The sequence below is a fragment of the Amycolatopsis roodepoortensis genome (genome assembly GCF_014873915.1).
Taxonomy (GTDB): Bacteria; Actinomycetota; Actinomycetes; order Mycobacteriales; family Pseudonocardiaceae; genus Amycolatopsis; species Amycolatopsis roodepoortensis.
In genome coordinates, this window is record NZ_JADBEJ010000004.1 from 53,179 (window position 1) to 75,997 (window position 22,819).

Sequence of the window (22,819 nt, forward strand, 5' to 3'; positions counted from 1 at the left end):
GTTCCCTCCAGCGCGACTCAGTGGGCTTCGAGGACGACGGCCAGCCCCTGGCCGACGCCGATGCAGATGGCGGCCATGCCCCACCGGCCGCCGGTGCGGCGCAGGTGGTGGGCCAGCGTGCCGAGGATCCGGCCGCCGGAGGCGCCGAGCGGATGCCCGATCGCGATCGCGCCGCCGTTCACGTTGACGATCTCCGGGTCGAGTTTCGACCAGTCCCGCAGGCAGGCCAGCGACTGCGCGGCGAAGGCCTCGTTCAGTTCGACGGCGGCCAGGTCCTCCCAGCCGATCCCGGCCCGCTCCAGGGCGATCTCGGCCGCGCGCACCGGGCCGATGCCGAAGACGTCCGGGTCGACGCCCGCGGCGCCACGGCCGGCGATCCGGGCCAGCGGCGCCTTGCCGAGCCGCTTGCCCGCCGCCTCGTCACCGAGCAGCAGCGCGGAGGCGCCGTCGTTCAACGGCGACGCGTTCGCGGCCGTGACCGTCCCTTGTGGACGGAACACCGGCTTCAGCTTCGCGAGCTTCTCCGGGCTGGAATCCGGCCGGATGCCTTCGTCACGGGTGAGCTCGACTCCCTCGACGGGGACGACGTGGTCGTCGTAGAACCCCTCGTCCCAGGCGCGGGCGGCGTTGACGTGACTGCGGACGGCGAACGCGTCCTGCTCGTCGCGGCCGATGCCGTAGCGCTCGGCGAGCTGCTCGGTGGACTCGCCGAGCGAGACCGTCCACTGCTCGGGCATCTTCGGGTTGACCATGCGCCAGCCCAGCGCGGTGGAGTACAGCGTCTGGTTGCCCGCCGGGAAGGCCTTCTCCGGCTTCTGCATGACCAGCGGCGAGCGGCTCATCGACTCGACCCCGCCCGCGACGGCGAGCGAGGCGTCGCCGACCTGGACCGACCGGCTGGCCTGCATGACGGCGTCGAGTCCGGATCCGCACAGCCGGTTGACCGTGGCGCCGGGCACGGTCGTCGGCCAGCCCGCGAGCAGCGCCGCCATCCGCGCGACGTTCCGGTTGTCCTCGCCGGCGCCGTTGGCGTCGCCGAGCACCACCTCGTCGACGGTGGCCGGGTCGAGGTCGTTGCGCTCGGCCAGCGCCCGCAGGACGGTGGCGGCGAGGTCGTCCGGGCGGACGCCGGACAGGGCGCCGCCGTACTTGCCGAACGGGGTACGGATGGCGTCGAACAGGAAGACGTCGGTCATGCGCTCGCCCTTGTGAGGTCTCGGAGGATGCGGAGTTCTGCCTCGGTCGGCGCCGGGGTGGTTCCCAGGTCGCCTGCCACCTTCAGTTTCCACCCGGTCGCCGCGACGACCTGATCGACCTCGACCCCGGGGTGCACTTCGGTGAGAGTGAGCTCGGCGGTCTCCGGGTCGGGCCGCATCAGGCCGAGGTCGGTGACCACCAGCGTCGGCCCGGCGCCGGGGAGGCCGAGACGCTCGCGATCTCCCTTGCCGGTGCCGTGGCCGAACGACGTCACGAAGTCGACCTTCTCGACGAAGGTGCGGGTGCTCTGCCGGAGCACCACGAACACCTCGCGGCAGGAGGCGGCGATCTCCGGGGCGCCGCCCGCACCGGGAAGGCGCACCTTGGGATTGGCGTAGTCCGGGCCGATGACGGTGGTGTTGATGTTGCCGAACTTGTCCAGCTGGGCGGCGCCGAGGAAGCCGACGTCGATCCGGCCGGGCTGGAGCCAGTAGTTGAAAACCTCGGGAACGCTGACCACGGCGTCCGCGGTGTCGGCGAGTTCGCCGTCGCCGATGGACAACGGGAGCCTGCTCGGTTTGGCGCCGAGGCAACCGGATTCGTAGATGAGCGTGAGGTTCGGCGCGTGCCCGCGGCGGGCCAGGTTGGCGGCCGTGCTCGGCAGGCCGATGCCCACGAAACAGGACATCCCGTCGCCGAGCGCGCGAGCGGCGGCGACGCTCATCATCTCGTCGGAGGTGTACTCGGTCATGCCTTCACTCCCGTCAGCTCGCCGAGCCAGCGGGTGAAGCTCTCCCGGTCCCGGCCGATCGCGTCCCATGCCTGGTAGGCGTCGTTGTCCCGTTCGTAGTAGCCCGCCGCGTACGACGGCCTCGCGCCGCCGGGCACCTCGGCCACGGCGGTGACGGCCCACGACGGCAGCACGATCGCGCCCGGCCGGGGCTCCAGCTCGTCCACGATCTCCTCGACGGTGACCAAGGATCGCTTCGCCGCGAGCACCGCCTCCTTCTGCACGCCGGTGATGCCCCAGATCTGGACGTTGCCGGACCGGTCCGCGCGCTGGGCGTGGACGATCGTGACGTCCGGGTTGAGGGCGGGCACGGCGGCCAGCCGCTCGCCGGTGAACGGGCAGGTGATGGGTTTGATCGTGTCGGTCTGCGCGGCGAGATCGGTGCCGGTGTACCCGCGCAGGACGGCGAACGGCAGACCCGAGGCGCCGGCGACGTACCGGTTCGCCATACCCGCGTGACTGTGTTCCTCTATCTCCAGCGGTACCGGCCAGGAATGCTGGACGGCGTCACGGAACCGGTGCAGCGAGCCGACCCCGGGGTTTCCGCCCCACGAGAAGATCAGCTTGCTCGCGCAGCCCGCGCCGATGAGCTGGTCGTAGACGATGTCCGGGGTCATGCGGACCAGCGTCAGGCCGGTACGGCGCTGGCGGATGATCTCGTGCCCGGCGGCCACGGGGATGAGGTGCGTGAAGCCTTCGAGCGCGACGGTGTCCCCATCGTGCACCAGCCGTGCCACGGCCTCCTTCAACGACAGCAGCTCAGCCATCCCCACTCCCGGCTTGTTCGTATCGCGCACACATGTTCTTCATATGAACGTAGCACAGCCGAGTGGACCATGACACTGCTTCTACCCGGTGAATCCGGGTCAGCTCGCGCGACCGCGCAACCAAGTGCGGTACCGGCGAAGCGCGACGGCCTGCAGCACCGTTTCCAGCACGAGCGCCAGCTTCGGATCGATGCCGGGCTTCGTCGGCCGTCCTGCACCGAGACGGCGCAGCTGCCGCCGGACCCGGGCCATGCCCGCGGCGGACGCGACGGCCTTGTCGCCGATCCGGACCGGTTCGAGTGCCACCTTGGCGTCCTCGTCGTGCCGCCATTTGGCGGGCAGCCCGGGATCGACGGCCAGCGCGCTGCCCATGCCGACGAGTTCGACGCCGCTCGCCAGCACCTCTTCCGCGACCGGGCGCCGGACCACGCCGCCGGTCAGCATCAGCGGCAGCGCGCTCGACCGCACGAGTTGTTCGGCGAGGGTCAGGAAGTAGGCCTCCCGCGCACGGGTGCGATCGTCGCCCGACTGCCCGGTCATCGCCGGGCTCTCGTAGCTGCCACCCGAGAGTTCGACCAGGTCGACGCCGAGGGGCGCGAGCATCGCGATGACCGACGCGGCGTCGTCGGCGTCGAAGCCACCGCGCTGGAAGTCGGCGGAGTTGAGCTTGACGGCGACGGCGAATCCGGGCGCCACGACGGCACGGACCGCTCGGACGACGTCGAGCAGGAGCCTCGCCCGGTTCTCCAGGCTGCCGCCCCACCGGTCTTCACGACGGTTGGCCAGCGGGGAAAGGAACTGGGAGAGCAGATAGCCGTGCGCCGCGTGGATTTCGACGCCGTCGAAGCCGGCCTCCTCGGCGCGGCGAGCGGTCTCGGCGAACCGCGCCACGGTCTCCTCGATCTGCCGCGGGGACATTTCGACCGGGACGGCGAATCGCTTGCTGTTCTTGCCGATGTCCACCCGGACGGCCGACGGCCCCCAGGCCACGCCGGGCATGTCCGCACCCACCTGACGGCCGGGATGGTTGATCTGCATCCACACCCGCGCGCCCCCGCTTTTCGCGGCCGACACCCACTCGCGGAACGGTTCCAGCGGGGAGCCCGCGTCGAGGACGACACCGGCCGGGCCGGTGAGCGCCTCCGCGTGGACCATGACGTTGCCGGTGACGAGCAGCCCGGCCCCGCCCTCGCTCCATCGGCGGTACAGCTCGAACAGCGGCTTGCCGGGCACCTGCCCACGGCTCGCCATGTTCTCCTCCATCGCGGCCTTCACCAGGCGGTTCGGCAGGGCCGAGCCGTTGGGCAGGGTGAAGGGTTCGAACACCGGCGAGGAGGTCTTCTCGACTGCGGATGACATCGTTGCTCCCGAACGCGTATGTTTACATTGCTCACATGAGCATAGGAAGGGAATGTAAGCAGTGTCAACATCGACGAAGAGTGGCTACCATCACGGCGACCTGAGGGCGTCGTTGCTGGCCACGGCGATGCGCATGCTCGAAGCCGGCGAGCAGTTCTCCCTGCGCGCCGTCGCCCGCGAAGCCGGCGTCTCGGCGACAGCGCCGTACCGGCACTTCGCCGACAGGGACGCCCTGGAGTCGGCCCTGGCCGCACAAGGCTTGCGCGATCTGAAGGAAGACCTCTCGAAGGGACGCGAACTCCCGGCGTCGGCGGCGGACCTGGCGGAGCTCGCGGTCGCCTACGTCGATTTCGCCCTACGCCGCCCGGCGTTGTTCCGGCTGATGTTCGGGAACGCCTGCGACACGGGAAGCGAGGAGCGCGTCCAAGCGGCGGCCGACATCCACGAACTGCTGCGGCTGGCGATGGCGCACGTGTTCTCCGAGCCGTCGGACGCACTCGCCGCGGCGGGCTGGGCGCTGGCGCACGGACTGGCGTACTTGTTCCTCGACGGCAAGCTCCAGGTGGAGTCGGACGACGAGGTCGCCGAGCACGTGCGCGCCGCCTTCACCGCGATCCTGGCGGCGCGACCGCGCTGACCGGTGTTGACAGTGCTCACATCACGCCTTACCGTGGTCGATGTAAGCACCGTAAACATTGGAGATCCGATGGCTCAGGACACGGTCACCGTCGAGCTGGGCGGGCGCTCGGTCGACGTCCCGAAAGGCGGGCTGTACGACCGCTACCGCATGGACACCGACCTCGACACCGTCGCCGCCGACCCGCGCGTGAGCGGCGTCGGCTTCTTCCGGCGGCTCCCCAAGGCGCGGGTCGACTCACCCATCGGGCCGACGCTGACGCCCAACTTCTACTACCGGATCGCGACGGCCCGGCTGACGCTGACGGCACCTTCCCGGGCGATCCGGCGCCGCCTCCCCGAGGAGCTTTCGCCGCTGGAGGTCGCGCCCGGCCGCGGCCTGGTGTCGGTGATGGTGTTCCGGTACGACGTCTGCGACATCGACTTCTACACCGAGGCCGCCGTGGGCATCGCGGTCCGGCCCGCCCGGCACGGACGGTTCGGGTTCTTCGACCTCGTGACCGGGCTCAAGAACGAGCACCTTCACTCGTACGTGCTTTCACTGCCGGTCAGCAGCGAAATCGCCCAGGTCCGCGGCCATGACGGCTACGGTTTCCCGAAATGGGTGACGAGTCTGGACGTCGACATCGACGCCGAGCGCACCGAAGCGCACGTGGCGAACGACCGCGGCGAGACCGACCTCGCCCTTTCGGCGGCGACGCCGCGCCAGACCGCACACCGGTCCGGCGAGCAGGTCTCGAGCCTCACGTCGTACACCACCATCGGGGACGCGTGGCATGCGACACTGAGCCAGACGAACGTCCTTTCGGCGGGCAGCGCGACGTTCCCGCGCGGCGTCGGCCTCCGGCTGGGCGAGGGCCGGCTCTCCGACGACGTCCGCTCGCTCGAACCCCGCCGTCCGATCCGTTTCGACGTGATGACCGAGGGACAACTCGCCCTCCACATGCCGGTCCCCACCTCCGTCCGGGAACAGGAGGCCCGCGAATGACCAAACGCGTTCTGCACGTCGTCACCAACGTCGGTCACTACGACGATCCGTCCCACCCCACGGGTTTGTGGCTCTCCGAGCTCACCCACGCCTACCACGTCTTCGCCGAGCGAGGCTTCGAGCAGACGATCGTCAGCCCCCAGGGCGGACGATCGCCGCTCGAACCCCGCTCGCTCAAGTTCCCCAGCTACGACAAGACGGCCAAGGCCTGGCGTGCCGACCCGGAGCGGATGGCGCTGCTGGAGAACACCTCGGCGCCCGGCGAGATCGACTCGGCGGACTTCGACGCGATCTACTTCACCGGCGGCCACGCGGTCATGTACGACTTCCCGGACAGCGAAGAGCTGCAGCGGATCACCCGGGAGATCTTCGAACGCGGCGGCATCGTCTCCTCCGTCTGCCACGGCTACTGCGGGCTGCTGAACACGAAACTGTCCGACGGCTCGTACCTCGTCGCGGGACGCAAGGTCACCGGTTTCGCCTGGCGCGAGGAAGTCCTCGCGAAGGTGGACAAGCTCGTGCCCTACAACGCCGAAGAAGAGATGAAGAAACGCGGCGCGCTCTACGAAAAGGCCAAGCTGCCCTTCGTCTCCTACGCGGTGGTCGACGGCAACCTCGTCACCGGCCAGAACCCGGGATCGGCGAAGGAGACCGCGAAGAAGGTGGCCGAACTCCTGTGATCAGCCGATCCCGCTGCCGGGCGGGAACCATTCGACGGCCTTGAAGTCCCCGCTCTCGACGCGTTCGAAGGTCGCGGTGCTCAGGCACGGCGGCACGATCTGCTTGTTCTCGGGGTCCGGCCCCCAGCTGTAGCCGAGCCGGTCGCGCCTGCCGTCGTCGTACACCGTCATCCCGACCCGGCGGTCCTTGAGGCCGGGGACGTCCGTGTCCTCGACGATGCCGGTGACCACCGCGACCGGGCCACCGACGACCAGGCAGTCGATCCTGCCCCGGAAGTAGGCGGAGAACCCTTCACCCGCGTGGCTCACCCGGAAGGTCCCCCTGCTCTCCGGGAAGAGACCGTGCGCGTCGAAGGCGAACCGGACGTCCTGGCCGTCCTTGCGCAGCAGTTTCGCGCTTCCCACCAGGCTCGGTTCGGACGGCTTGCCCTCCTCCGCGGCGGACACCGGACCGGCCGCGACGAGCGTCGTGGCGAGGACCATCGCGGCGCCGGCGGCGGCGAGTTCTCGTGATCGTTTCATCTTCCACCCCTGGAATCCCCTGCTCGCGGAGCCTTTCCGCATTCATCACCATCCCGGGGCGCCCGGCCGTGACGACTCCCCCGCGCAGGGGAAGCGCCTCCCTCATAGCGGGGATTTCCACATTTGGGATACCAACCGCCGCGCACTAGGCTGACGACGTGACCTCGAAGATCGCGGTGACCCGGTGGATCCCCGACGAAGCGCTGAAAGTGCTCGCGGAAGCCGGGGAGGTGAAACTGTCGCGCGCCGACCGGCCGCTGACGCGGGACGAGCTGCTCGAGTTCGTCCGCGGCGCGTCCGGGATCGTCGGCATGCTGCACGACCGGCTCGACGGCGAGGTCGCCGACGCGGCGGGCCCCGGGCTGAAGGTCGTGGCGAACGTGGCCGTCGGCTACGACAACGTCGACGTCGCGGCGCTGTCCGAGCGCGGGGTCACCGTCACCAACACCCCCGGCGTGCTCACCGACGCGACCGCGGATCTGGCGTTCGGGCTGATCCTCGCGGTCACGCGGCGGCTCGGCGAGGGCGAACGGCTGATCCGCTCGCAAACCCCGTGGTCGTTCCATCTGGGCTTCCTGCTCGGTTCGTCGCTGCAGGACAAGACGCTCGGGATCGTCGGGCTCGGCCAGATCGGGCAGGCGGTCGCGCGGCGGGCGCTCGGTTTCGGTATGCGGATCGTCTACTCAGGACGGTCGCGGGCCGCCGAAGACGTCGAGACGACGTTGGGCGCGAAGTACGTGCCCTTCGACGAGTTGCTGCGAAGCTCCGACGTCGTGTCCCTGCACTGCCCGCTCACGCCGGAGACCCGGCACCTCATCGACGCGGACGCGCTGAAGTCGATGAAACCGGGCGCGTACCTGATCAACACCACCCGCGGCCCCGTCGTCCACGAGGCCGCGCTGGCCGACGCGCTCGAAGCCGGCGAGATCGCCGGGGCGGGTCTCGACGTGTTCGAGGCCGAACCCGACGTCGAACCGCGGCTGCTGAACCGCGAAAACGTCGTATTGACGCCGCATCTGGGCTCGGCGACGGTCGAGACCCGTACCGCCATGGCCGTGCTCGCGGCCGAGAACGTCGCGTCGGTGCTCACCGGCGGAAACCCGCTGACGGAGGTTCGTCCATGACTCGCGTGGTCATCGCGCCCGACAAGTTCAAGGGAAGCCTGACCGCGGTCGAGGCCGCGGCGGCGATCGCCGACGGCGTCCGCGACGCGCTGCCCGGAGCCGAGGTCTCCTCCTGCCCCGTCGCCGACGGCGGCGAGGGAACGCTCGACGTCCTCGTCGCGGCGGGTGGCCGTCTCGTGGAAGTCCCGGTCCGCGGACCGCTCGACGACACCGTCGACGCGAGCTACGTGATGCTCGACGGAACGGCCTACATCGAGTCGGCCCGCGCGTGCGGTATCGAATTCGTGGAGCCGAGCCCGGAAGTGGCGCTGGCCGCGCACACGTGGGGCGTCGGCGAACTCCTCGCCCACGCGCTCGACAACGGCGCGCGGCGTCTGGTGCTGACCGTCGGCGGGACGGCGAGCACCGACGGCGGCGCCGGGATGCTGGCGGCCTTGGGTGCCGGGGTCTTCGATGCGTTCAACGCGCCGGTGGGGCTCGGCGGCGGCACGCTGGGCCGCGTCGCGCTGGCCGAACTCGGCCCGGTGCGCGAACGGCTCGGCTCCGTCGAGGTCGCCGTCGCCACCGACGTGACGAACCCGTTGCTCGGCCCCCGTGGCGCGGCCGCGATCTTCGGCCCGCAGAAGGGTGCGGGCCCACGCGAGGTCGAGCAGCTGGACGCGTCCCTGGCCCGCTGGGCGCAGGCGTTGCGGAACGCCGGGGCCCCCGACGTCTCCGATCTGCCCGGAGCGGGCGCGGGCGGCGGGGTCGCCGCGGGCGCGATCGCGGGACTCGGCGCGAGCGTCGAATCCGGGTTCCAGCTCATCGCCGGGCTCACCGGGGTCGCCGGCGCCATCGAAGGCGCCGACCTCGTCATCACCGGCGAGGGCTCACTGGACGAGCAGAGCCTCGACGGCAAGGCCCCGGCGGGTATCGCGGCCCGCGCGCGGGAGCACGCGGTGCCGCTGATGGTGCTGGCCGGGCGGATCCAGCTGGACCAGAGCCAGCTCGCCGGCCTCGGTGTCGTGGGCAGCGCCGCCCTGATCGACCACGCGCCTTCGCTCGACCACGCGCGTGCGCACGCGGCGGAGCTCCTGCGCGAACGGGCCGGCGAGCTGGTCCGCGCCTGGGCCCGGACCTAACTGCCGGGCTGGGGCTGAGCCTGCGGGAGTACGGCGAAGGCGACTTCGCCGGTTTCGTCCTGCTGGACGTCGAGCACCTTGTCGTCGAGCAGCTCGGCCGCTTCCGGCTCCAAGAACACCTTCGGGCCGCCGTCGGCGCCGAGGACCTTGTCGCCGCTTTCCGGCTCGGGGGCGACGGAAACCGCGAGCTGGGGACTGTCCCCCTGCTGGGAATGCATCGCGAACCGCAGGCCGCCCCCGTCCTGGCCGTTCTCCTGTCCGGTCAGTGCGGTGATCGCCTCGGCGGCGGCTTCGGTGACTGTCAGCATCTCTGCCCTTCCTTCGTCGCGGTCTTGCACTTGACCGACCACGCTAGGGGCTGTCGGCATGGCCCGCCGTCTGAGTGAAAGATCATTTCTCGCCGACGTCCGGCTCCTCCTCGGCCAGCCGCATCGCGTGCGACTCGCCTTCGCGGATCTCCGCGGGCGTGGTCCCGAAGCGGTCTGCCCCGCTCCAGTGCTCGGGTGGTTCGACACCTTCCTCGAGCGGGTCGACGCGGAGTTCGTCCTCGTCGAGTGCCTCGCTGGGATCCAACGTTTCCGGCTCCGCGGTCTCACGGTCGCTCATCGGCCGCTCCCTCCTGGTCGGACGTTGGCCGGGACATGCTGTACTCGACCCGGTCCCTGTGGCTTACCCGGCGTCTCCGCAGGCCAAACGGCGACGCTGTCGCGGGGATCACAATTTCTCAGGTGGTTCATTACCTTCACAAGTTTGTGAAACAAGGAGTAGCGTCGTCGGTATGACCACCACCAGGTGGGCGCCAGGGCACCGGATCATCCGGCGCGCGCCGGAGCGGCATCACGAACTCGGCAACCATGCCGCTTGGTACGTCGTCGCCGGCGTCGCCGCCACCGGTTTGCAGGCGGTGCTGTTCCTGGCCCTGCAGCCGATCCTCGGCCCCCAGCTCGCCAATCTGGTCGCGCTCGCGGTCACGACCGTCGGGAACACCGAGTTCCACCGTCGGGTCACCTTCGCCGCCCGGAAGAGCAACGCGGGGAAGCGGCATTTCCAGGACTTGGTGACCTTCGCCTTCTACGCCGCGTACGGCTCGATCGTGCTGGCGTCGCTCGACGCGGTGATCACCGAGCCGACCGCGCTGGAACAGACGGGCGCCCTTCTCGCGGCCAGCGTCGTGGGCGGCATCGCGCGCTTCGTGGTCCTTCGCTGGTGGGTCTTCGCGCGCCGGAACGCCTAGTCTCCTTCAGGTGGCGTCCCGTAAGTCTTGTTGACAGCCTCAGCACCCCAGTGTCGCGAAAGCCACTTTCGGGACATCAGATGTCGCGAAAGTGGCTTTCGCGGCACGCTCCGACTGCACGACGATCTGCGGGACGCCGTCGCCCGAGCCCACAGTCCACAGTCCCCGAGAGGACAGTGGCCGGTTAGTCCGACTTGGGCAGTTTCACGGTGGGGCGTGAGTGGCGTTTCGGGTTAGAGCCCGAAACGCCACTCACGACCCCACATGAAACCGCACACACAAGCATCAAACGGACACCAGGCCGCCAAAATCGTCCTTTGTGGACATTTGAGGAAAGGCGCGGACTTGCAGGACAGCGCCTAGTCTCCTTCAGGTGGCAGAGATCAACGGCCCGCACGAAGGCGGCTCCGAACCCGATTACCGATTCACGCTCGCCAACGAACGGACCTTCCTCGCCTGGCTCCGGACGGCGCTCGGCCTGCTGGCCGGCGGCGTCGCCGTCCATCAACTGGTTCCCGACCCGAGCGCGCTGAGCACCGTCCTGGCGGGGCTGTGCGTCCTGCTGGCCGCCGTCCTCGCGGCGAGCGCGTATCCACGCTGGCGGCAGGTGCAGAGCGCGATGCGCGCGGGACGGCCGCTGCCGAAGAGCGGGATGCTGGTCCTGCTGACCGCCGGGATCCTCGCGATCACCCTGACGGCGGCGGCACTGGTGGTCTTTTCGTGAGCCCGCACGATCACGGAGCGCAAGCGGAACGGACCGGGCTGGCGTGGCGGCGGACCGCGCTCGCGGCTACTGCCTGCACACTCCTTCTTCTGCACACCGCGGCCCGGCGAGGCTGGGGGACGGCGGTCGTCCCGGTCGTGTTCGCGGGCACCATGGTGATCACCTTCGTCGTCGCCGGCGCGATCCGTGAACGAGCACTGCGCCGTGCGGAAATCCCGAAACCTCTCAACCCATCCCTTGCTGTCACGGCATCGGCACTCGTCGTAGCGACGGCGATCGCCCTGATCGCGGTACGCTAAGTGCCGCGCACATCCTGCGACGGCGAAGCCCGTTTTCCCGCCGCAGAGTCTCGGTTGTATTAAGCCGACTCCGGCGAATGGGCTATCTCTAGTTGAAATCTTTACTGCCGCCCGACCGGCGCCTACGATTACGCTGCGTCGCAACGGCGGCAGATGGATCTGATCTTACGGAGCATCTGCCGCCCTCAATCGTTACGGAGTGTTGACCCCTCGACAGCGACGGTCGCAGGGTCGGCCGGGGAGGACGACCATGCAAGCACCTTCCAGCGCGTCCAGAACCGTCACCCCCGACGCGGTCCCCGGGTACACGACTCCCGAGAACCTGCCGCGGCCGGGCGGACGGCTGACGAAGGAAGACCTCGATCCGCTCGTCAAGGACGCGGGCGACGGGAATCCCGCCGCGATCCAGTCCCTCCTGCGGATGATCGGGCCCGTCGTGGTCCGCTACTGCCGCGCCAGAATGGGCGGCCGCGACCTGTCCTACCTGTCGGCGGACGACGTCGCGCAGGAAGTGTGCATGGCGGTGCTGAAGGCGCTGCCCGGCTATCAGGATCGCGGCGGTTCGTTCCTCTATCTCGTGCACGCCATCGCCGCCAACAAGGTCGCCGACGCCTATCGCGCGGTCTCCCGTGACCGGTCGGAACCGGTCCCGGAACTGCCGGAACGGCCCATCGGCGACAACGAACCCGAAACCCACGCCCTGCACCTCGACCTCGGTGCCCGGCTCAGCCGCCTGCTCTCCACCCTGCCGCGGGTGCAGCAGGAGATCCTCGCCCTCCGCATCGCCGTCGGCCTTTCCGCCGCCGAAACGGCCGAGGCGCTCGGGATCTCCGCCGGCAACGTGCGCGTGACGCAGCACCGCGCACTGGCCCGCCTGCGGACGATGGTCAAGCAGGACGAGTTCTGATCTTTCCTCCCCCCGCCGCGGGTCATCGACCGGCGGCTCCAGGCGCCCGGACCCCGCGCCGACCACTTTCCTCTTTCCCGGAGCGGTTCACCGCCACAGTCCGGCGAAGCCAACTGCCCGGAGCACCTTCGAAACCACCGAGGGATCCGGTTCCGCCTGGGGTGTCTCCTCACGTAACCGCTCGCTGAGCGAGTCCGCGCGGGCGCTGGCCCGCCGCGCCTGGGCGCGTGACTCCATCGCCCGGCGTTGCGCGACGAAGGCGACGCGCAACGCCACCAGGGCCACCACGAGCGCGACCCCGCTGATCACCAGAGCCACGACGATCACCGGTGGGGTTCTTTCTCCATAGTCACGAGCAGTCGATACCCGCCCCGCCATCGGCCAAACCGGTGCGGCACGTGGGGCTCGGCACATCCGGCCCGCTCACGCTCCCCGCTGCACGACCATCGTGTCGAGGACGGACGCCGCCAGCCTGAGCTCGTCCTCGTCCGGGTGCGGTTTCCCGGCGACCCTGGCCCGGAGTTCCTCCGCGGTCGTCACCACCATCGCCCCGTCAGGGTGCGCCTCACCGCCGGCGGCGACCACCCGGAGCTCGCCCCCGACCAGGATCAGCACCGGTTCCGGCAGATCGGAATCGAGCAAACGGCGGAGATCCGCACTGGTCACCGTCATCGCGGTTCTCCCTCGTCCTCATCGTCCGTAGGAACGGACGTGTCGTCCTCGTTGTCGACGGGCCCGAAGCCTTCGGCGGGCTCCGGTGCGCCCGGTCCGGCGTCCGCGGCCGCGATACGGACTTCCCCGGTGTGGGGGTTCGGTTCGAAGGGTGCTGTAGTCATGAAGGCCGGGTACCCGCCGAGGGGAGCCGGTAAGCACGCTTCGCGTTGCCGTCGAAGAACTCCAGCCGCTCGGCATCGCTCAGCGAGCCCGTCAGCGAAAAAGCGGTATCCACGACGACTTCGTACGCGGCCGCGAGCTCGCAGACCGGCCAGTCGGAGCCGAACATCAGCCGCGAAGCGCCGAAAGACTCCAGGACGTGCTCGGCCCAGCGCGCCAGCTGCCCGACCTTCCAGCGCGCCCAGTCGGCCTCGGTCACCAGCCCCGAAAGCTTGCAGTACACGTTGTCCAGCTCCCCCAGCGCCGCGACACCGTCCGCCCACGGCTGCCATTCACCCGAGGCGATCGGCGGCTTCGCGGCGTGGTCGAGCACGAAAACCTGGTCCGGTAACGCTTTCGCGGCGGCGAGCGCGGCGGGGAGCTGCGGCGGCTTCACCAGCAGGTCGTACGCCAGCCCTGCCTCGCCGAGGGCGGCGAGACCGCGCAGGACCTCGGGCCGCGTCAGCCAGGACGGGTCCGCCTCGTCCTCCACCTGGTGCCGGATTCCCACCAGCGGCCCGGAAAACGAGGCCACGCGCTCGGCGACGTCCGGCGCGGTGAGGTCCGTCCAGCCGACGACGCCGGCGACGAGCGGTTCGGCCTGAGCCACGGAAAGGAACTCGCGCGTCTCCTCTTCCGACGAGACCGTCTGCACCAGCACGGTCCCCTTCACCCCCGCCGCCTTCGTCACCGCGCGGAGATCGTCCACTGTGTACGGATGGCGGATCGGATCCAGTGCCGTGCCGGTCATCCACGGGTACTCCCGCCGCGACGGATCCCAAAGATGGTGGTGCGCGTCGATCACGGCCGTCCCTCCTGTCGCAGCACGATGTCCTCACGCAACAGTCCCGCACGGATCAGGTCCGTCCACAACTCGCGAGGCACCGGGCGCCGGAAACGTTCCGCGTTGAGCCGGACCTGGCCGGGATCGTGCGCGCCGACCACGACGGACACCACCGACGGATGCGCGGCGGGCAGCGCCAAAGCTGCTTGCGGGAGTTCGACCCCGTGCCGCGCGCAGACGTCGGCGATCCGCTGGGCGCGCTCGACCAGTTCGGCGGGAGCCTCGGCGTAGTCGTACATCGTGCCCGGCGAAGCGGTGGCGAGGATCCCGGCGTTGAACGCCCCGCCCGCCACCACGTCCACGCCGCGTTCCGCGCACAACGGGAGAAGGTCGTCGAGCGCGGGCTGGTCGAGCAGGGTGTACCGGCCCGCCAGCAGGATCACGTCGAGATCGAAGCGGCGGACGAACTCCGTGAGCATCGGCGCCTGGTTCATCCCGGCCCCGATGGCGTCGACGACACCCTGCTCCCGCAGTTCGAGCAGCGCGGGGAACGCGCCGTCGACGGTGTCCTCGAAATGCTCGTCCGGGTCGTGCACGTAGACGACGTCGACGCGGTCGAGCCCCAGCCGCTCCAGACTGTCCTCAAGCGACCGGAGGATCCCGTCGCGGCTGAAGTCCCACCGGCGCTTGTACGCGGCGGGAACGACGAAACCCTGCGAGTCGGTGCGCGAAGCGCCTTCGGGATCGGGTTCCAGCACGCGGCCGACCTTCGTGGAGACCACGAAATCCGCGCGGGGATACGCCGAAAGCGCCGCGCCCAGCCGTCGTTCCGACAGCCCGAGACCGTAGTGCGGCGCGGTGTCGAAGTAGCGGATGCCTTCGTCCCACGCCTGCCGGACGGTCGCTTCGGCCGTCTCGTCGGTGATGGCGTGGTACAGGTTGCCCAGCTGCGCGCAGCCGAGCCCCAGTGGGGACAGGGGGATCTTCACGGAAGCTCCCAGACGAGGCCGAGCCCCGAATCGCCGCCCGAGTAGTCGTCTTCGACGTCGAGCAGTTCCGACATCCGCGCCTGCCACGGGATGTTGGCCGGATGATCGCGCAGGACCGCACGCATCTTCGCGTAGTCGTCGACCTCCACGACGTGGAAAAGGTCGAGCCCGTCCCGCCAGATCCGCCACGAACGCACGCCCGCACCGCGCAGGGCTTCGTCCAGGTCGGGCGGGATGACGGCGTGGACCGACTCGTATTCGGCCTCCTTGCCCGGCTTCAGCCGGGTGTGGAGTGCCACTCTTTGTGGTGCGACACCGTGGGTCACCGCGCCTCCTTCATTCGAAACATGGCACTCTGTCAACTAACACTCAAACATCCGAGGTCTTCGGGGAGGGCGGTGGAACATGCCGGTCACCGATGTCGCGATCGACAAGATCAAGGACATGATCATCTCCGGTGAGCTTGCTCCGGGCGACAGGCTGCCGAAGGAGGCCGAACTGGCCCAGCGGCTCGGTCTGTCCCGCAGTTCGCTGCGCGAAGCGGTGAAGGCGCTGTGCCTGATCCGCGTGCTCGACGTCCGGCAGGGCGACGGGACGTACGTCACCAGCCTCGAACCGAATCTCCTCCTCGACGCGATGACGTTCGTGGTGGACTTCCACCGCGACGACACCGTGCTGGACTTCCTCGCCGTGCGCCGGATCCTCGAACCGGCTGCGACGGCGATGGCCGCGGTGCACATGAGCGACGAGGACATCGAGGAACTAGGCCGCCTGCTCGACGAACTGGCCGACTCGCCGACCGTGGAGGCGCTGGTCGCGAACGACCTGCAGTTCCACCGCAAGATCGCCGACGGCTCCGGCAATCCGGTGCTGTGCTCGCTGCTGGACAGCCTGTCCGGCCCCACCGCGCGCGCCCGCATCTGGCGCGGGCTCACCCAGGAGGGCGCGGTCGCGAAGACCCGCGAGCAGCACACGGCGATCTACGAGGCCATCGCGGCCCGCGAGCCCGAACTCGCGCGTTCGTGGGCGACCGTGCACGTGGCCGGCGTGGAGCAGTGGCTCCGCAACGCGCTCGGCACCGCCGACGACCCCACTTCGGCCGCCGAAGCTTCCTGACACCGCACTCTCCTCCGATCGTCCCGTGAAGGCCCCCTTCCCCCGGCTGAGCCGAGGGAAGGGGGCCTTCACGCGCTCGACTGCTAGGTCTGAGCCTTCCCACCGGCATAGCGGGAGATGATCAACGCGACCAGGATGATCACGCCGTAGATCGCCTTCAGCCATTCCGGCGGCACCTGCGCCACCTGCAGCAGGTTCGTGACCGTCTGCAGGAGCAGCACGCCGGTGAGCGCCCCGACCAGCGTGCCCTTCCCACCGTCCAGTGAGACACCGCCGATCACCGCAGCGGCGAACACCTGAAGGATCAATCCGTCGCCCTGATCGGCGCCGAGCGCGCCGACGTAGCCGGTGTACGCGAGCCCGCCGAGCGCGGCCAGCACCCCGGCCACCACGAAGACACCCCACGAGATCCGGTCGACGCGGATGCCGGCGGCCCGCGCGGCCTCGCGGTTACCGCCGATGGCGTACAGCGACCGGCCGATCCGGTGATACCGCAGCCCCAGCCCGAACACGGTGAACAGCGCCGCGGCCAGCCACACCGACATCGGCAGCCCGATGAACGTCGTCGTGGCCAGCGCGGTGAACACGTCCAGCTGGTCGAAGAGCGTCTTTCCCTGCGTGGACCCGATCTGCGTGCCGCGCAACACCGTCAGCATCGCCAGCGTGACGATGAAGGCGTTCAGCTTCAGCTTGACGATCAGGAAACCGTTCACGAAGCCGACCGCGGCACCGGCCACCAGCACGGCGAGGATGCCCGCGAAACCGGGGATCTCCGTGCCGAAACCCGAGGACGCCACCGGGATGACCAGCATCGCGCCGAGCGCGGGCGCCATGCCCATGGTGGATTCCAGCGACAGGTCGAACTTCCCGGTCAGCAGCACGAGCGATTCGCCCAGCACCACCATCGACAGCGCGGCCGAGGCGGACAGGATCCCGACGATGCTGCCGAAGGTCAGGAAGGTGTCACTGATCAGTCCTCCGATGATCAGCACCACGATGAGCGCCGGAATCAACGCGAGTTCGCGCAGCCAGCGGAACTTCCGGCGCTTCGGCGGCGCCGCGAACGTCGAAGTCTTCGGATCGGTCATCAGTTCGGTCACCGTTCGACTCCTTCGATGTCGGCCACCAGGTCGCCGTCCGGCCAGCCCGCCCGGTGTTCGGCGACCACGGCACCGGCGCGCAGCACCAGCACCCGGTCGCTCAGACGGAGATCGTCCAGCTCGTCGCTGACGATCAGCACCGCCTTGCCCTCCGCGCGCACCCGGTCGACGACCGCGAGCAGCGCCTCCTTCGATTTCACGTCCACCCCCGCGGTCGGGTTGATCAGCACCACCAGACGCGGATCCCCGGCCAGCGCACGGGCCAGGACGACCTTCTGCTGGTTGCCGCCGGAAAGGTCGGACACCGGCTGGTCCGCGTCGGCCGCGACGATGTCGTAGTCCCGCAACGCCTGGGCGGCCCGGCCGTAGCGCGCGCCCGGTGACGCCAGGCCACCCTTCCCCATGCGGTCCAAGATGGACAGTGTGGCGTTGTCCGCGATGGAGTGCTCCAGCACCAGTCCCTCGTGATGCCGGTCCCTCGGCACACAACCGATCCCGGCTCGGATGGCGGCCGGGATGTCGCCCGGTTTCAGCGGCTTCCCGTCCACCCGGATCGTGCCGGAGGACGGCGAACGCAATCCGTACACGGTTTCGGCGACCTGGTGCTTGCCGCTGGCGTTGCTGCCCGCGAGCCCGATCACCTCGCCGCGGTGGATCCGGAACGTCACATCCTCGAAGCCGTCACCGGAAAGCCCGTCGACGGTCAGCACCTCTTCGGCGCCCTCGTCCAACGCCTCGCGCGTGGCGGCGTCACGGACGGAAAGCCCGCCCTGCTCGCCGGTCATCGCGTCGATCAGCTCGGCACGGCCGACCTCGGAAACCGGCGCGGTCAGGATGTGCTTCGCGTCGCGCAGCACGGTGACCGCTTGGCAGACCTCGTAAACCTCATGGAGGTGATGTGAGATGAACAGGAACGTCACCCCGTTGTCCTGCATCTGGCGCATCCGCGCGAAGAGCCGCTCGATCGCCTGGCTGTCCAGCTGCGCCGTCGGCTCGTCCAGCACGATGAACCGGGCACCGTAGGAGAGCGCCCTGGCGATCTCGACGAACTGCCGGTCCTCCACCGAAAGCTCGCCCGCCGGGGTTTCGACGTCGACCCGCACGTCCCAGGAGTCGAGCAGTTCCCGCGCCTGACGGCGCAACCGCTGCCAGCCGATCGCGAACCCCTTGCCGGACTGGCGGTTCAGGAACAGGTTCTCCGCGACGGTCAGCTGCGGTACGACCATCGCGTGCTGGTAGACGCAGGCGACCGCGCGTTTCCAGTCGTCCTGCTTGGACAAGGGCGGCGCGGGGACACCGCCGAACTCGACGTGCCCGGTGTCCGTTTTGGACAGTCCGGTGAGGATGGAGACGAGGGTCGACTTTCCCGCACCGTTGCGGCCGACGAGCGCGTGCGACTCGCCGGGGTGCACGGTGAGACTGACGTCGGACAGCGCCACGGTGGGCCCGTAGCGTTTGCCGACGCCCTGTGCGCTGACCACCGGCACGGCGGCGGATCCGGCGGGCAGCGCGCTCACAGGTTGTTCCCCCAGAGGGCTTTGTCGTCCACGTTGTCCTTGGTGACGACGGGCGCGGGGAGCTGGTCTTCGAGGATGCCGGGCCGGACCTCGACAACGGTGCTGCCGTGGTCGGTCGGTCCCGCCTTGAAGGTCTCCCCCGCCATCGCCTTCTTGATCCAGTACATGCCGTACTTGGCGTAGTCGTCGGCGGGCTGGGAGACGGTCGCGTCGAGTTCGCCCGCGCGGATCGCGGCGAGTTCCTGCGGGATGCCGTCGTTGCTGACCAGCACCACGTGCTTCGGGTCGCCGACCGGGAAGTAGAGGTTCTTGCGCTTGAGCGCCTGCTGCGTCGGCGCCAGGTACACGCCGCCCGCCTGCATGTACACGGCCTTGATGTCCGGGTTCGCGGTCAGCAGGCTGTCCAAACCGGAGGAAGCCTTGTCCGCCTTCCATTCGGCGGCGACCTCGAGTACCTGGACCTCCGGGTACTTGGTCTTCATGCACTGCCGGAACGCCTCGGAGCGGTCACGGCCGTTGACCGAGGCGAGATCGCCCATGACCTGCACGACCTTGCCCGACGTCACCTTCGCGCCGATCGCCTCGCAGGCCTTGGTGCCGTACGCCTTGTTGTCCGCGCGCACCACCATCGCGACCTTGCCGCCCTCCGGCGCGACGTCGACCGCCACCACCGGGACACCCTTGTTCTCCGCCGCCTTGAGGCCCGCCACGACGGCGGCGGAGTCCAGCGGGGTCACGACCAGGCCCTTGACGCCCTGGTTGAGCAGGGTGTTGATGTCGGTGATCTGCTTCGCCGGGTCGCTGTCCGCGTTGACCGTCGGCAGCGCCTCGACGCCCTGTTCCTTCGCCTTCAGCGGTACGTAGTTGTTGTAGGCCTGCCAGAACGGCGAGGTCAGCAACGGGATCGTCGCGCCGACCTTGCCACCGCCACCCGCACCCGGCTGGGGAGCATTGTCCTTTGTGGACCCACAAGCCGACAGCGCCAGCCCGAGCGCGGTGGCCGCGGCGGCCACCTTGATCACCCTCGTACGCACCGCATCCTCCTTGATGGCAGCGAAACTACTGGTGGTGGACCGGGCCGCGCGGACGCAGCCCGTACATCCCTCCGTCGACAGCGAGCGCCGTGCCGGTGGTCGAAGCCGACAGCGGGCTGGCGAGGTACACGACCGCGTTCGCGACCTCGTCCGCGGTGACCAGCCTGCCCATCGGCTGCCGGGCCGCCAGCGCGGCGCGTTCGGCCTCCGGATCGCCCGCCGCGTCGAGCAGCCTGCCGACCCAGGGGGTGTCCGCGGTTCCAGGGCAGACGCAGTTGACCCGGATCCGGTCGGCGAGGTGGTCGGTCGCCATCGCCAGGGTCAGCGAGAGCACCGCGCCCTTGCTGGCCGAGTACAGCGCGCGGTTGGGCAAGCCCGCCCACGCGGCGATCGAGCAGGTGTTGACGATCGCGGCCGACGGCGAGTTCTTCAGGTGTGGCAACGCCGCCCGCGCCAGCCGCACCATGCCGACGACGTTGATGTCGAGCACGCGGTGCCATTCGTCGTCGCCGTTGGCGGTGACGTCGCCCTGCGCGCCGATGCCCGCGTTGTTGACCAGGACGTCGAGCCTGCCGAACCGGTCCACGACCGCGTCGATCGCCGACCGGACCTCCTCGTCGGAGCCGACGTCGCAGCGGAATCCGGCGAGGCCTTCGGGAAGATCACCGGGATTCAGGTCCAGCACCGCGACCTTCGCCCCGCGCGACGCGAGCAGGTCCGCGGTGGCCCGGCCGATTCCCGACGCGCCTCCGGTGACCGCCGCGACGAGGCCTTCGAACTCACTCACTTGCTTGTCTCCGTCCATTCCGGACCGTCGGGGAAGGTGAACCGGCGCAGCGTCGCGTCGTGCATCCGGGCCGAGAAACCAGGCGCGGACGGGGCGACGTAGCGGCCGTCGACGACGGCGGCCGGATCGGTGAAGTGCTCGTGGAGGTGGTCGACCCATTCGATGGACCGGTCGGCGTCGGAGCCGGAAACCGCCACGAAATCGAACATCGACAGGTGCCGGACCAGTTCGCACAGCCCGACGCCGCCGGCGTGCGGACAGACCGGGATGCCGAACTTGGCCGCCAGCAACAGGATCGCCAGGTTCTCGTTGAACCCGCCGACCCTGGCGGCGTCCAGCTGCAGCACCGAGATCGCGCCCGCCTGCAGCAGCTGCTTGAACACCACGCGGTTCTGGACGTGTTCGCCGGTGGCCACCCGGATCGGGGCGAGCGCCTTGGCGATCGCGGCGTGCCCGAGCACGTCGTCCGGCGAGGTGGGTTCCTCGATCCAGTACGGGTCGTACGGCGCCAGCGCGGTCATCCAGGTGATCGCGGTCGAGACGTCCCAGCGCTGGTTCGCGTCGACGGCGACCCGGATGTCCGGGCCGACGGTCTCGCGGGCGAGCTTCATCCGGCGGACGTCGTCCTCCAGATTCCCGCCGACCTTCAGCTTGATCATCTCGAAGCCGTCCGCCACCGCCTGTTCGGCGAGCCGGATCAGTTTCGCGTCCGAGTAGCCGAGCCAGCCGGGGGAAGTGCTGTACGCGCGGTAGCCGTCGCGCTCGATCTTGGCGATTCGCTCGGCGCGGCCGGGCTCGGCGGCACGGAGGATCTCCAGCGCCTCCTGCTCGGTCAGCGCGTCGGTCAGGTAGCGGAAGTCGACGAGGGAGACCAGCTCCTCCGGCGACATCCCGGCGGCGAACCGCCAGACCGGGAGGCCGGCGATCCGCGCGGCGAGATCCCACGCGGCGTTGACGACGGCGCCGATCGCCATATGCGCGACACCCTTTTCCGGGCCGAGCCAGCGCAGTTGCGAGTCGCCGACCAAGGCCCGCGACAGGTCACCGAGCGCGGCCGCGTCGGTGGGCACGTCCCTGCCGACGACGTGCGGTTCCAGGGCGCGGATCGCCGCGGCCTGGACGTCGTTGCCGCGCCCGATGGTGAAGGCGAGCCCGTAGCCGTCCGGACCGCCGTCGGTGTGCAGCACGACGTACGCGGCCGAGTAGTCCGGGTCCGGGTTCATGGCGTCCGAACCGTCCAGCTCCCGCGAGGTGGGGAACCGGACGTCGAGCACCTCCATGCCCACGATCTTCGCCATCACGCCTGCCTGACGTTCTGGCGCTGACGGCCGAGGCCGTCGATTTCGAGCTCGATGACGTCCCCTTCGCGCAGGTATGGCTTGGGGTCCGGCTGCCCGAGGGCGACACCCTGCGGGGTGCCGGTGTTGATGAGGTCTCCGGGGCGCAGCACCATGTACTGGCTCACGTAGTGCACGATCTCGGCGACCGAGAAGATCATGTCCTTGGTCGACGAGTCCTGCTTCTTCTCGCCGTTGACCCACAGCCGCAGGCCGAGGTCCTGCGGGTCGGGCACCTCGTCGGCGGTGACCAGCCACGGGCCGAGCGGGTTGAAGTTCTCGCACGACTTGCCCTTGTCCCAGGTGCCGCCGCGTTCGAGCTGGAACTCGCGCTCGGACACGTCGTTCGAGACGGTGTAGCCGGCGACGTACTCCAAGGCTTCTTCGGCGCTTTCGAGGTAGCGCGCGGTCTTGCCGATGACGACGCCGAGCTCGACCTCCCAGTCGGTCTTCGTCGAACCGCGCGGCACGAGCACGTCGTCCTGCGGGCCGACGACGACGTCAGGGGCCTTCATGAAGACGACCGGCTCGGCCGGGACCTCGGCGCCGGACTCCTCGGCGTGCTGCCGGTAGTTGAGGCCGATGCAGACGACCTTGCCGGGCCGCGCGATCGGCGCGCCCACCCGGGCCCGCGCGGCTTCGGGACCGGCTTCGGGCAGCTCACCGGCGGCCAGCGCGGCGGCGACCCTGGCGACGCCGTCGCCCGCGAAGAAGCCGCCATCGATGTCGGCGGTCAGCGCCGAGAGGTCGCGCAGCGTGCCGTCCCCGGCACGTACGAACGGACGCTCACTTCCCGGCTCCCCGAGTCGCAACAGCTGCACGGATCTTCCCTTCAAGCCGAACCGCCAACAATCAACGGCTCCCACAGCAACGAACAGACATCCGATGTATACCCGACGACCTTCCGGGAGATCTAGGGGCCGTTCGGATTTGG

At 69.6% G+C, this 22,819-nt stretch carries 27 protein-coding genes and 1 pseudogene; 10 read left to right on the forward strand and 18 right to left on the reverse strand.

What is annotated here, in order from left to right:
• Positions 1-17 precede the first annotated feature (17 nt).
• The 4 genes from H4W30_RS10700 to H4W30_RS10715 form a co-directional block, all read right to left on the reverse strand.
• The gene (locus H4W30_RS10700; protein WP_192742708.1) at positions 18-1,196 is read right to left on the reverse strand and encodes a thiolase family protein; all 1,179 of its coding nucleotides are present in this window, start codon (positions 1,194-1,196) and stop codon (positions 18-20) included.
• On the reverse strand, positions 1,193-1,948 hold the full coding sequence (locus tag H4W30_RS10705; protein ID WP_192742709.1) for a CoA-transferase subunit beta: 756 nt from the start codon (positions 1,946-1,948) through the stop codon (positions 1,193-1,195). Before H4W30_RS10705 ends, H4W30_RS10700 begins: the two co-directional genes overlap by 4 nt.
• Positions 1,945-2,754 carry a CoA transferase subunit A gene (locus H4W30_RS10710; protein ID WP_192742710.1) on the reverse strand — a complete coding sequence of 270 codons (810 nt, stop codon included), beginning with the start codon at positions 2,752-2,754 and terminating at the stop codon, positions 1,945-1,947. Before H4W30_RS10710 ends, H4W30_RS10705 begins: the two co-directional genes overlap by 4 nt.
• 99 nt (positions 2,755-2,853) lie before the next feature.
• Positions 2,854-4,113 (reverse strand): NADH:flavin oxidoreductase/NADH oxidase family protein, encoded by a 1,260-nt coding sequence (locus H4W30_RS10715; protein ID WP_192742711.1) that lies wholly within the window; start codon positions 4,111-4,113, stop codon positions 2,854-2,856.
• 61 nt (positions 4,114-4,174) lie between these two features.
• On the opposite strand from H4W30_RS10715, the gene H4W30_RS10720 reads away from it, so the two are divergent.
• From H4W30_RS10720 to H4W30_RS10730, 3 genes are all read left to right on the forward strand, one after another.
• Positions 4,175-4,750, forward strand: a complete 576-nt coding sequence (locus H4W30_RS10720; protein ID WP_192742712.1) for a TetR/AcrR family transcriptional regulator — start codon at positions 4,175-4,177, stop codon at positions 4,748-4,750.
• Positions 4,751-4,819: 69 nt separating this feature from the next.
• Positions 4,820-5,737, forward strand: coding sequence for an acetoacetate decarboxylase family protein (locus tag H4W30_RS10725; protein WP_192742713.1), 918 nt, complete (start codon positions 4,820-4,822; stop codon positions 5,735-5,737).
• Positions 5,734-6,417, forward strand: coding sequence for a type 1 glutamine amidotransferase domain-containing protein (locus H4W30_RS10730; RefSeq protein WP_192742714.1), 684 nt, complete (start codon positions 5,734-5,736; stop codon positions 6,415-6,417). Before H4W30_RS10725 ends, H4W30_RS10730 begins: the two co-directional genes overlap by 4 nt.
• On the opposite strand, the gene H4W30_RS10735 is transcribed toward H4W30_RS10730, so the two are convergent.
• Positions 6,418-6,939 (reverse strand): hypothetical protein, encoded by a 522-nt coding sequence (locus H4W30_RS10735; protein WP_192742715.1) that lies wholly within the window; start codon positions 6,937-6,939, stop codon positions 6,418-6,420.
• Positions 6,940-7,097: 158 nt separating this feature from the next.
• Between H4W30_RS10735 and H4W30_RS10740 the strand changes: the two genes are divergently transcribed.
• The gene (locus H4W30_RS10740) at positions 7,098-8,063 is read left to right on the forward strand and encodes a 2-hydroxyacid dehydrogenase (RefSeq protein ID WP_192742716.1); all 966 of its coding nucleotides are present in this window, start codon (positions 7,098-7,100) and stop codon (positions 8,061-8,063) included.
• Positions 8,060-9,184 (forward strand): glycerate kinase, encoded by a 1,125-nt coding sequence (locus H4W30_RS10745; protein WP_192742717.1) that lies wholly within the window; start codon positions 8,060-8,062, stop codon positions 9,182-9,184. Before H4W30_RS10740 ends, H4W30_RS10745 begins: the two co-directional genes overlap by 4 nt.
• On the opposite strand, the gene H4W30_RS10750 is transcribed toward H4W30_RS10745, so the two are convergent.
• Both H4W30_RS10750 and H4W30_RS10755 read right to left on the reverse strand, forming a co-directional pair.
• Positions 9,181-9,492, reverse strand: a complete 312-nt coding sequence (locus tag H4W30_RS10750; protein ID WP_016336340.1) for a hypothetical protein — start codon at positions 9,490-9,492, stop codon at positions 9,181-9,183. The two genes, H4W30_RS10745 and H4W30_RS10750, sit on opposite strands and share 4 nt — an antisense overlap.
• A 97-nt stretch (positions 9,493-9,589) precedes the next feature.
• Positions 9,590-9,790: pseudogene (locus tag H4W30_RS10755) on the reverse strand (hypothetical protein); the annotation flags it as partial.
• 172 nt (positions 9,791-9,962) lie between these two features.
• Here H4W30_RS10755 and H4W30_RS10760 point away from each other — a divergent pair.
• From H4W30_RS10760 to shbA, 4 genes are all read left to right on the forward strand, one after another.
• Positions 9,963-10,418 carry a GtrA family protein gene (locus tag H4W30_RS10760; RefSeq protein ID WP_192742718.1) on the forward strand — a complete coding sequence of 152 codons (456 nt, stop codon included), beginning with the start codon at positions 9,963-9,965 and terminating at the stop codon, positions 10,416-10,418.
• Positions 10,419-10,791: 373 nt separating this feature from the next.
• Positions 10,792-11,142, forward strand: coding sequence for a YidH family protein (locus H4W30_RS10765; RefSeq protein WP_192742719.1), 351 nt, complete (start codon positions 10,792-10,794; stop codon positions 11,140-11,142).
• Positions 11,139-11,441 carry a DUF202 domain-containing protein gene (locus H4W30_RS10770; protein WP_192742720.1) on the forward strand — a complete coding sequence of 101 codons (303 nt, stop codon included), beginning with the start codon at positions 11,139-11,141 and terminating at the stop codon, positions 11,439-11,441. Before H4W30_RS10765 ends, H4W30_RS10770 begins: the two co-directional genes overlap by 4 nt.
• Positions 11,442-11,691: 250 nt before the next feature.
• Positions 11,692-12,348 (forward strand): RNA polymerase sigma factor ShbA, encoded by a 657-nt coding sequence (gene shbA / locus H4W30_RS10775; protein WP_192742721.1) that lies wholly within the window; start codon positions 11,692-11,694, stop codon positions 12,346-12,348.
• Between the two features lie 87 nt (positions 12,349-12,435).
• Here the strand turns inward: shbA and H4W30_RS10780 are convergent, their stop codons facing one another.
• The 5 genes from H4W30_RS10780 to H4W30_RS10800 all read right to left on the reverse strand — a co-directional run bounded on the left by H4W30_RS10780 (position 12,436) and on the right by H4W30_RS10800 (position 15,320).
• The gene (locus H4W30_RS10780; RefSeq protein ID WP_192742722.1) at positions 12,436-12,675 is read right to left on the reverse strand and encodes a hypothetical protein; all 240 of its coding nucleotides are present in this window, start codon (positions 12,673-12,675) and stop codon (positions 12,436-12,438) included.
• Between the two features lie 96 nt (positions 12,676-12,771).
• Positions 12,772-13,020, reverse strand: coding sequence for a hypothetical protein (locus tag H4W30_RS10785; protein WP_192742723.1), 249 nt, complete (start codon positions 13,018-13,020; stop codon positions 12,772-12,774).
• A gap of 160 nt (positions 13,021-13,180) precedes the next feature.
• Positions 13,181-14,026, reverse strand: a complete 846-nt coding sequence (locus H4W30_RS10790; RefSeq protein WP_192742724.1) for an amidohydrolase family protein — start codon at positions 14,024-14,026, stop codon at positions 13,181-13,183.
• Complete coding sequence (locus H4W30_RS10795; protein WP_192742725.1) at positions 14,023-14,994, reverse strand: aldo/keto reductase; 972 nt, start codon at positions 14,992-14,994, stop codon at positions 14,023-14,025. Before H4W30_RS10795 ends, H4W30_RS10790 begins: the two co-directional genes overlap by 4 nt.
• Positions 14,991-15,320 (reverse strand): L-rhamnose mutarotase, encoded by a 330-nt coding sequence (locus H4W30_RS10800; RefSeq protein WP_318780581.1) that lies wholly within the window; start codon positions 15,318-15,320, stop codon positions 14,991-14,993. Before H4W30_RS10800 ends, H4W30_RS10795 begins: the two co-directional genes overlap by 4 nt.
• 79 nt (positions 15,321-15,399) lie before the next feature.
• Here H4W30_RS10800 and H4W30_RS10805 point away from each other — a divergent pair, with 79 nt between their 5' ends.
• On the forward strand, positions 15,400-16,110 hold the full coding sequence (locus H4W30_RS10805) for a FadR/GntR family transcriptional regulator (protein WP_126733511.1): 711 nt from the start codon (positions 15,400-15,402) through the stop codon (positions 16,108-16,110).
• Between the two features lie 83 nt (positions 16,111-16,193).
• Here H4W30_RS10805 and H4W30_RS10810 read toward each other — a convergent pair whose 3' ends face one another.
• The 6 genes from H4W30_RS10810 to H4W30_RS10835 are packed head-to-tail and all read right to left on the reverse strand — an operon-like array spanning position 16,194 to position 22,706.
• Positions 16,194-17,210 (reverse strand): ABC transporter permease, encoded by a 1,017-nt coding sequence (locus H4W30_RS10810; protein WP_192742726.1) that lies wholly within the window; start codon positions 17,208-17,210, stop codon positions 16,194-16,196.
• A complete protein-coding gene (locus H4W30_RS10815) occupies positions 17,207-18,727 on the reverse strand; it encodes a sugar ABC transporter ATP-binding protein (protein ID WP_192742727.1) in 1,521 nt (506 codons plus the stop codon). The genes H4W30_RS10810 and H4W30_RS10815 overlap by 4 nt, the downstream gene beginning before the upstream one ends.
• On the reverse strand, positions 18,724-19,749 hold the full coding sequence (locus H4W30_RS10820; RefSeq protein ID WP_192744050.1) for a sugar ABC transporter substrate-binding protein: 1,026 nt from the start codon (positions 19,747-19,749) through the stop codon (positions 18,724-18,726). The genes H4W30_RS10815 and H4W30_RS10820 overlap by 4 nt, the downstream gene beginning before the upstream one ends.
• 37 nt (positions 19,750-19,786) lie before the next feature.
• The gene (locus H4W30_RS10825; RefSeq protein WP_192742728.1) at positions 19,787-20,548 is read right to left on the reverse strand and encodes an SDR family NAD(P)-dependent oxidoreductase; all 762 of its coding nucleotides are present in this window, start codon (positions 20,546-20,548) and stop codon (positions 19,787-19,789) included.
• Positions 20,545-21,846: an enolase C-terminal domain-like protein gene (locus H4W30_RS10830; protein WP_192742729.1), complete on the reverse strand. Its 1,302-nt coding sequence runs from the start codon at positions 21,844-21,846 to the stop codon at positions 20,545-20,547. Before H4W30_RS10830 ends, H4W30_RS10825 begins: the two co-directional genes overlap by 4 nt.
• Positions 21,846-22,706 carry a fumarylacetoacetate hydrolase family protein gene (locus H4W30_RS10835; RefSeq protein WP_192742730.1) on the reverse strand — a complete coding sequence of 287 codons (861 nt, stop codon included), beginning with the start codon at positions 22,704-22,706 and terminating at the stop codon, positions 21,846-21,848. The genes H4W30_RS10830 and H4W30_RS10835 overlap by 1 nt, the downstream gene beginning before the upstream one ends.
• Positions 22,707-22,819: the final 113 nt, after the last annotated feature.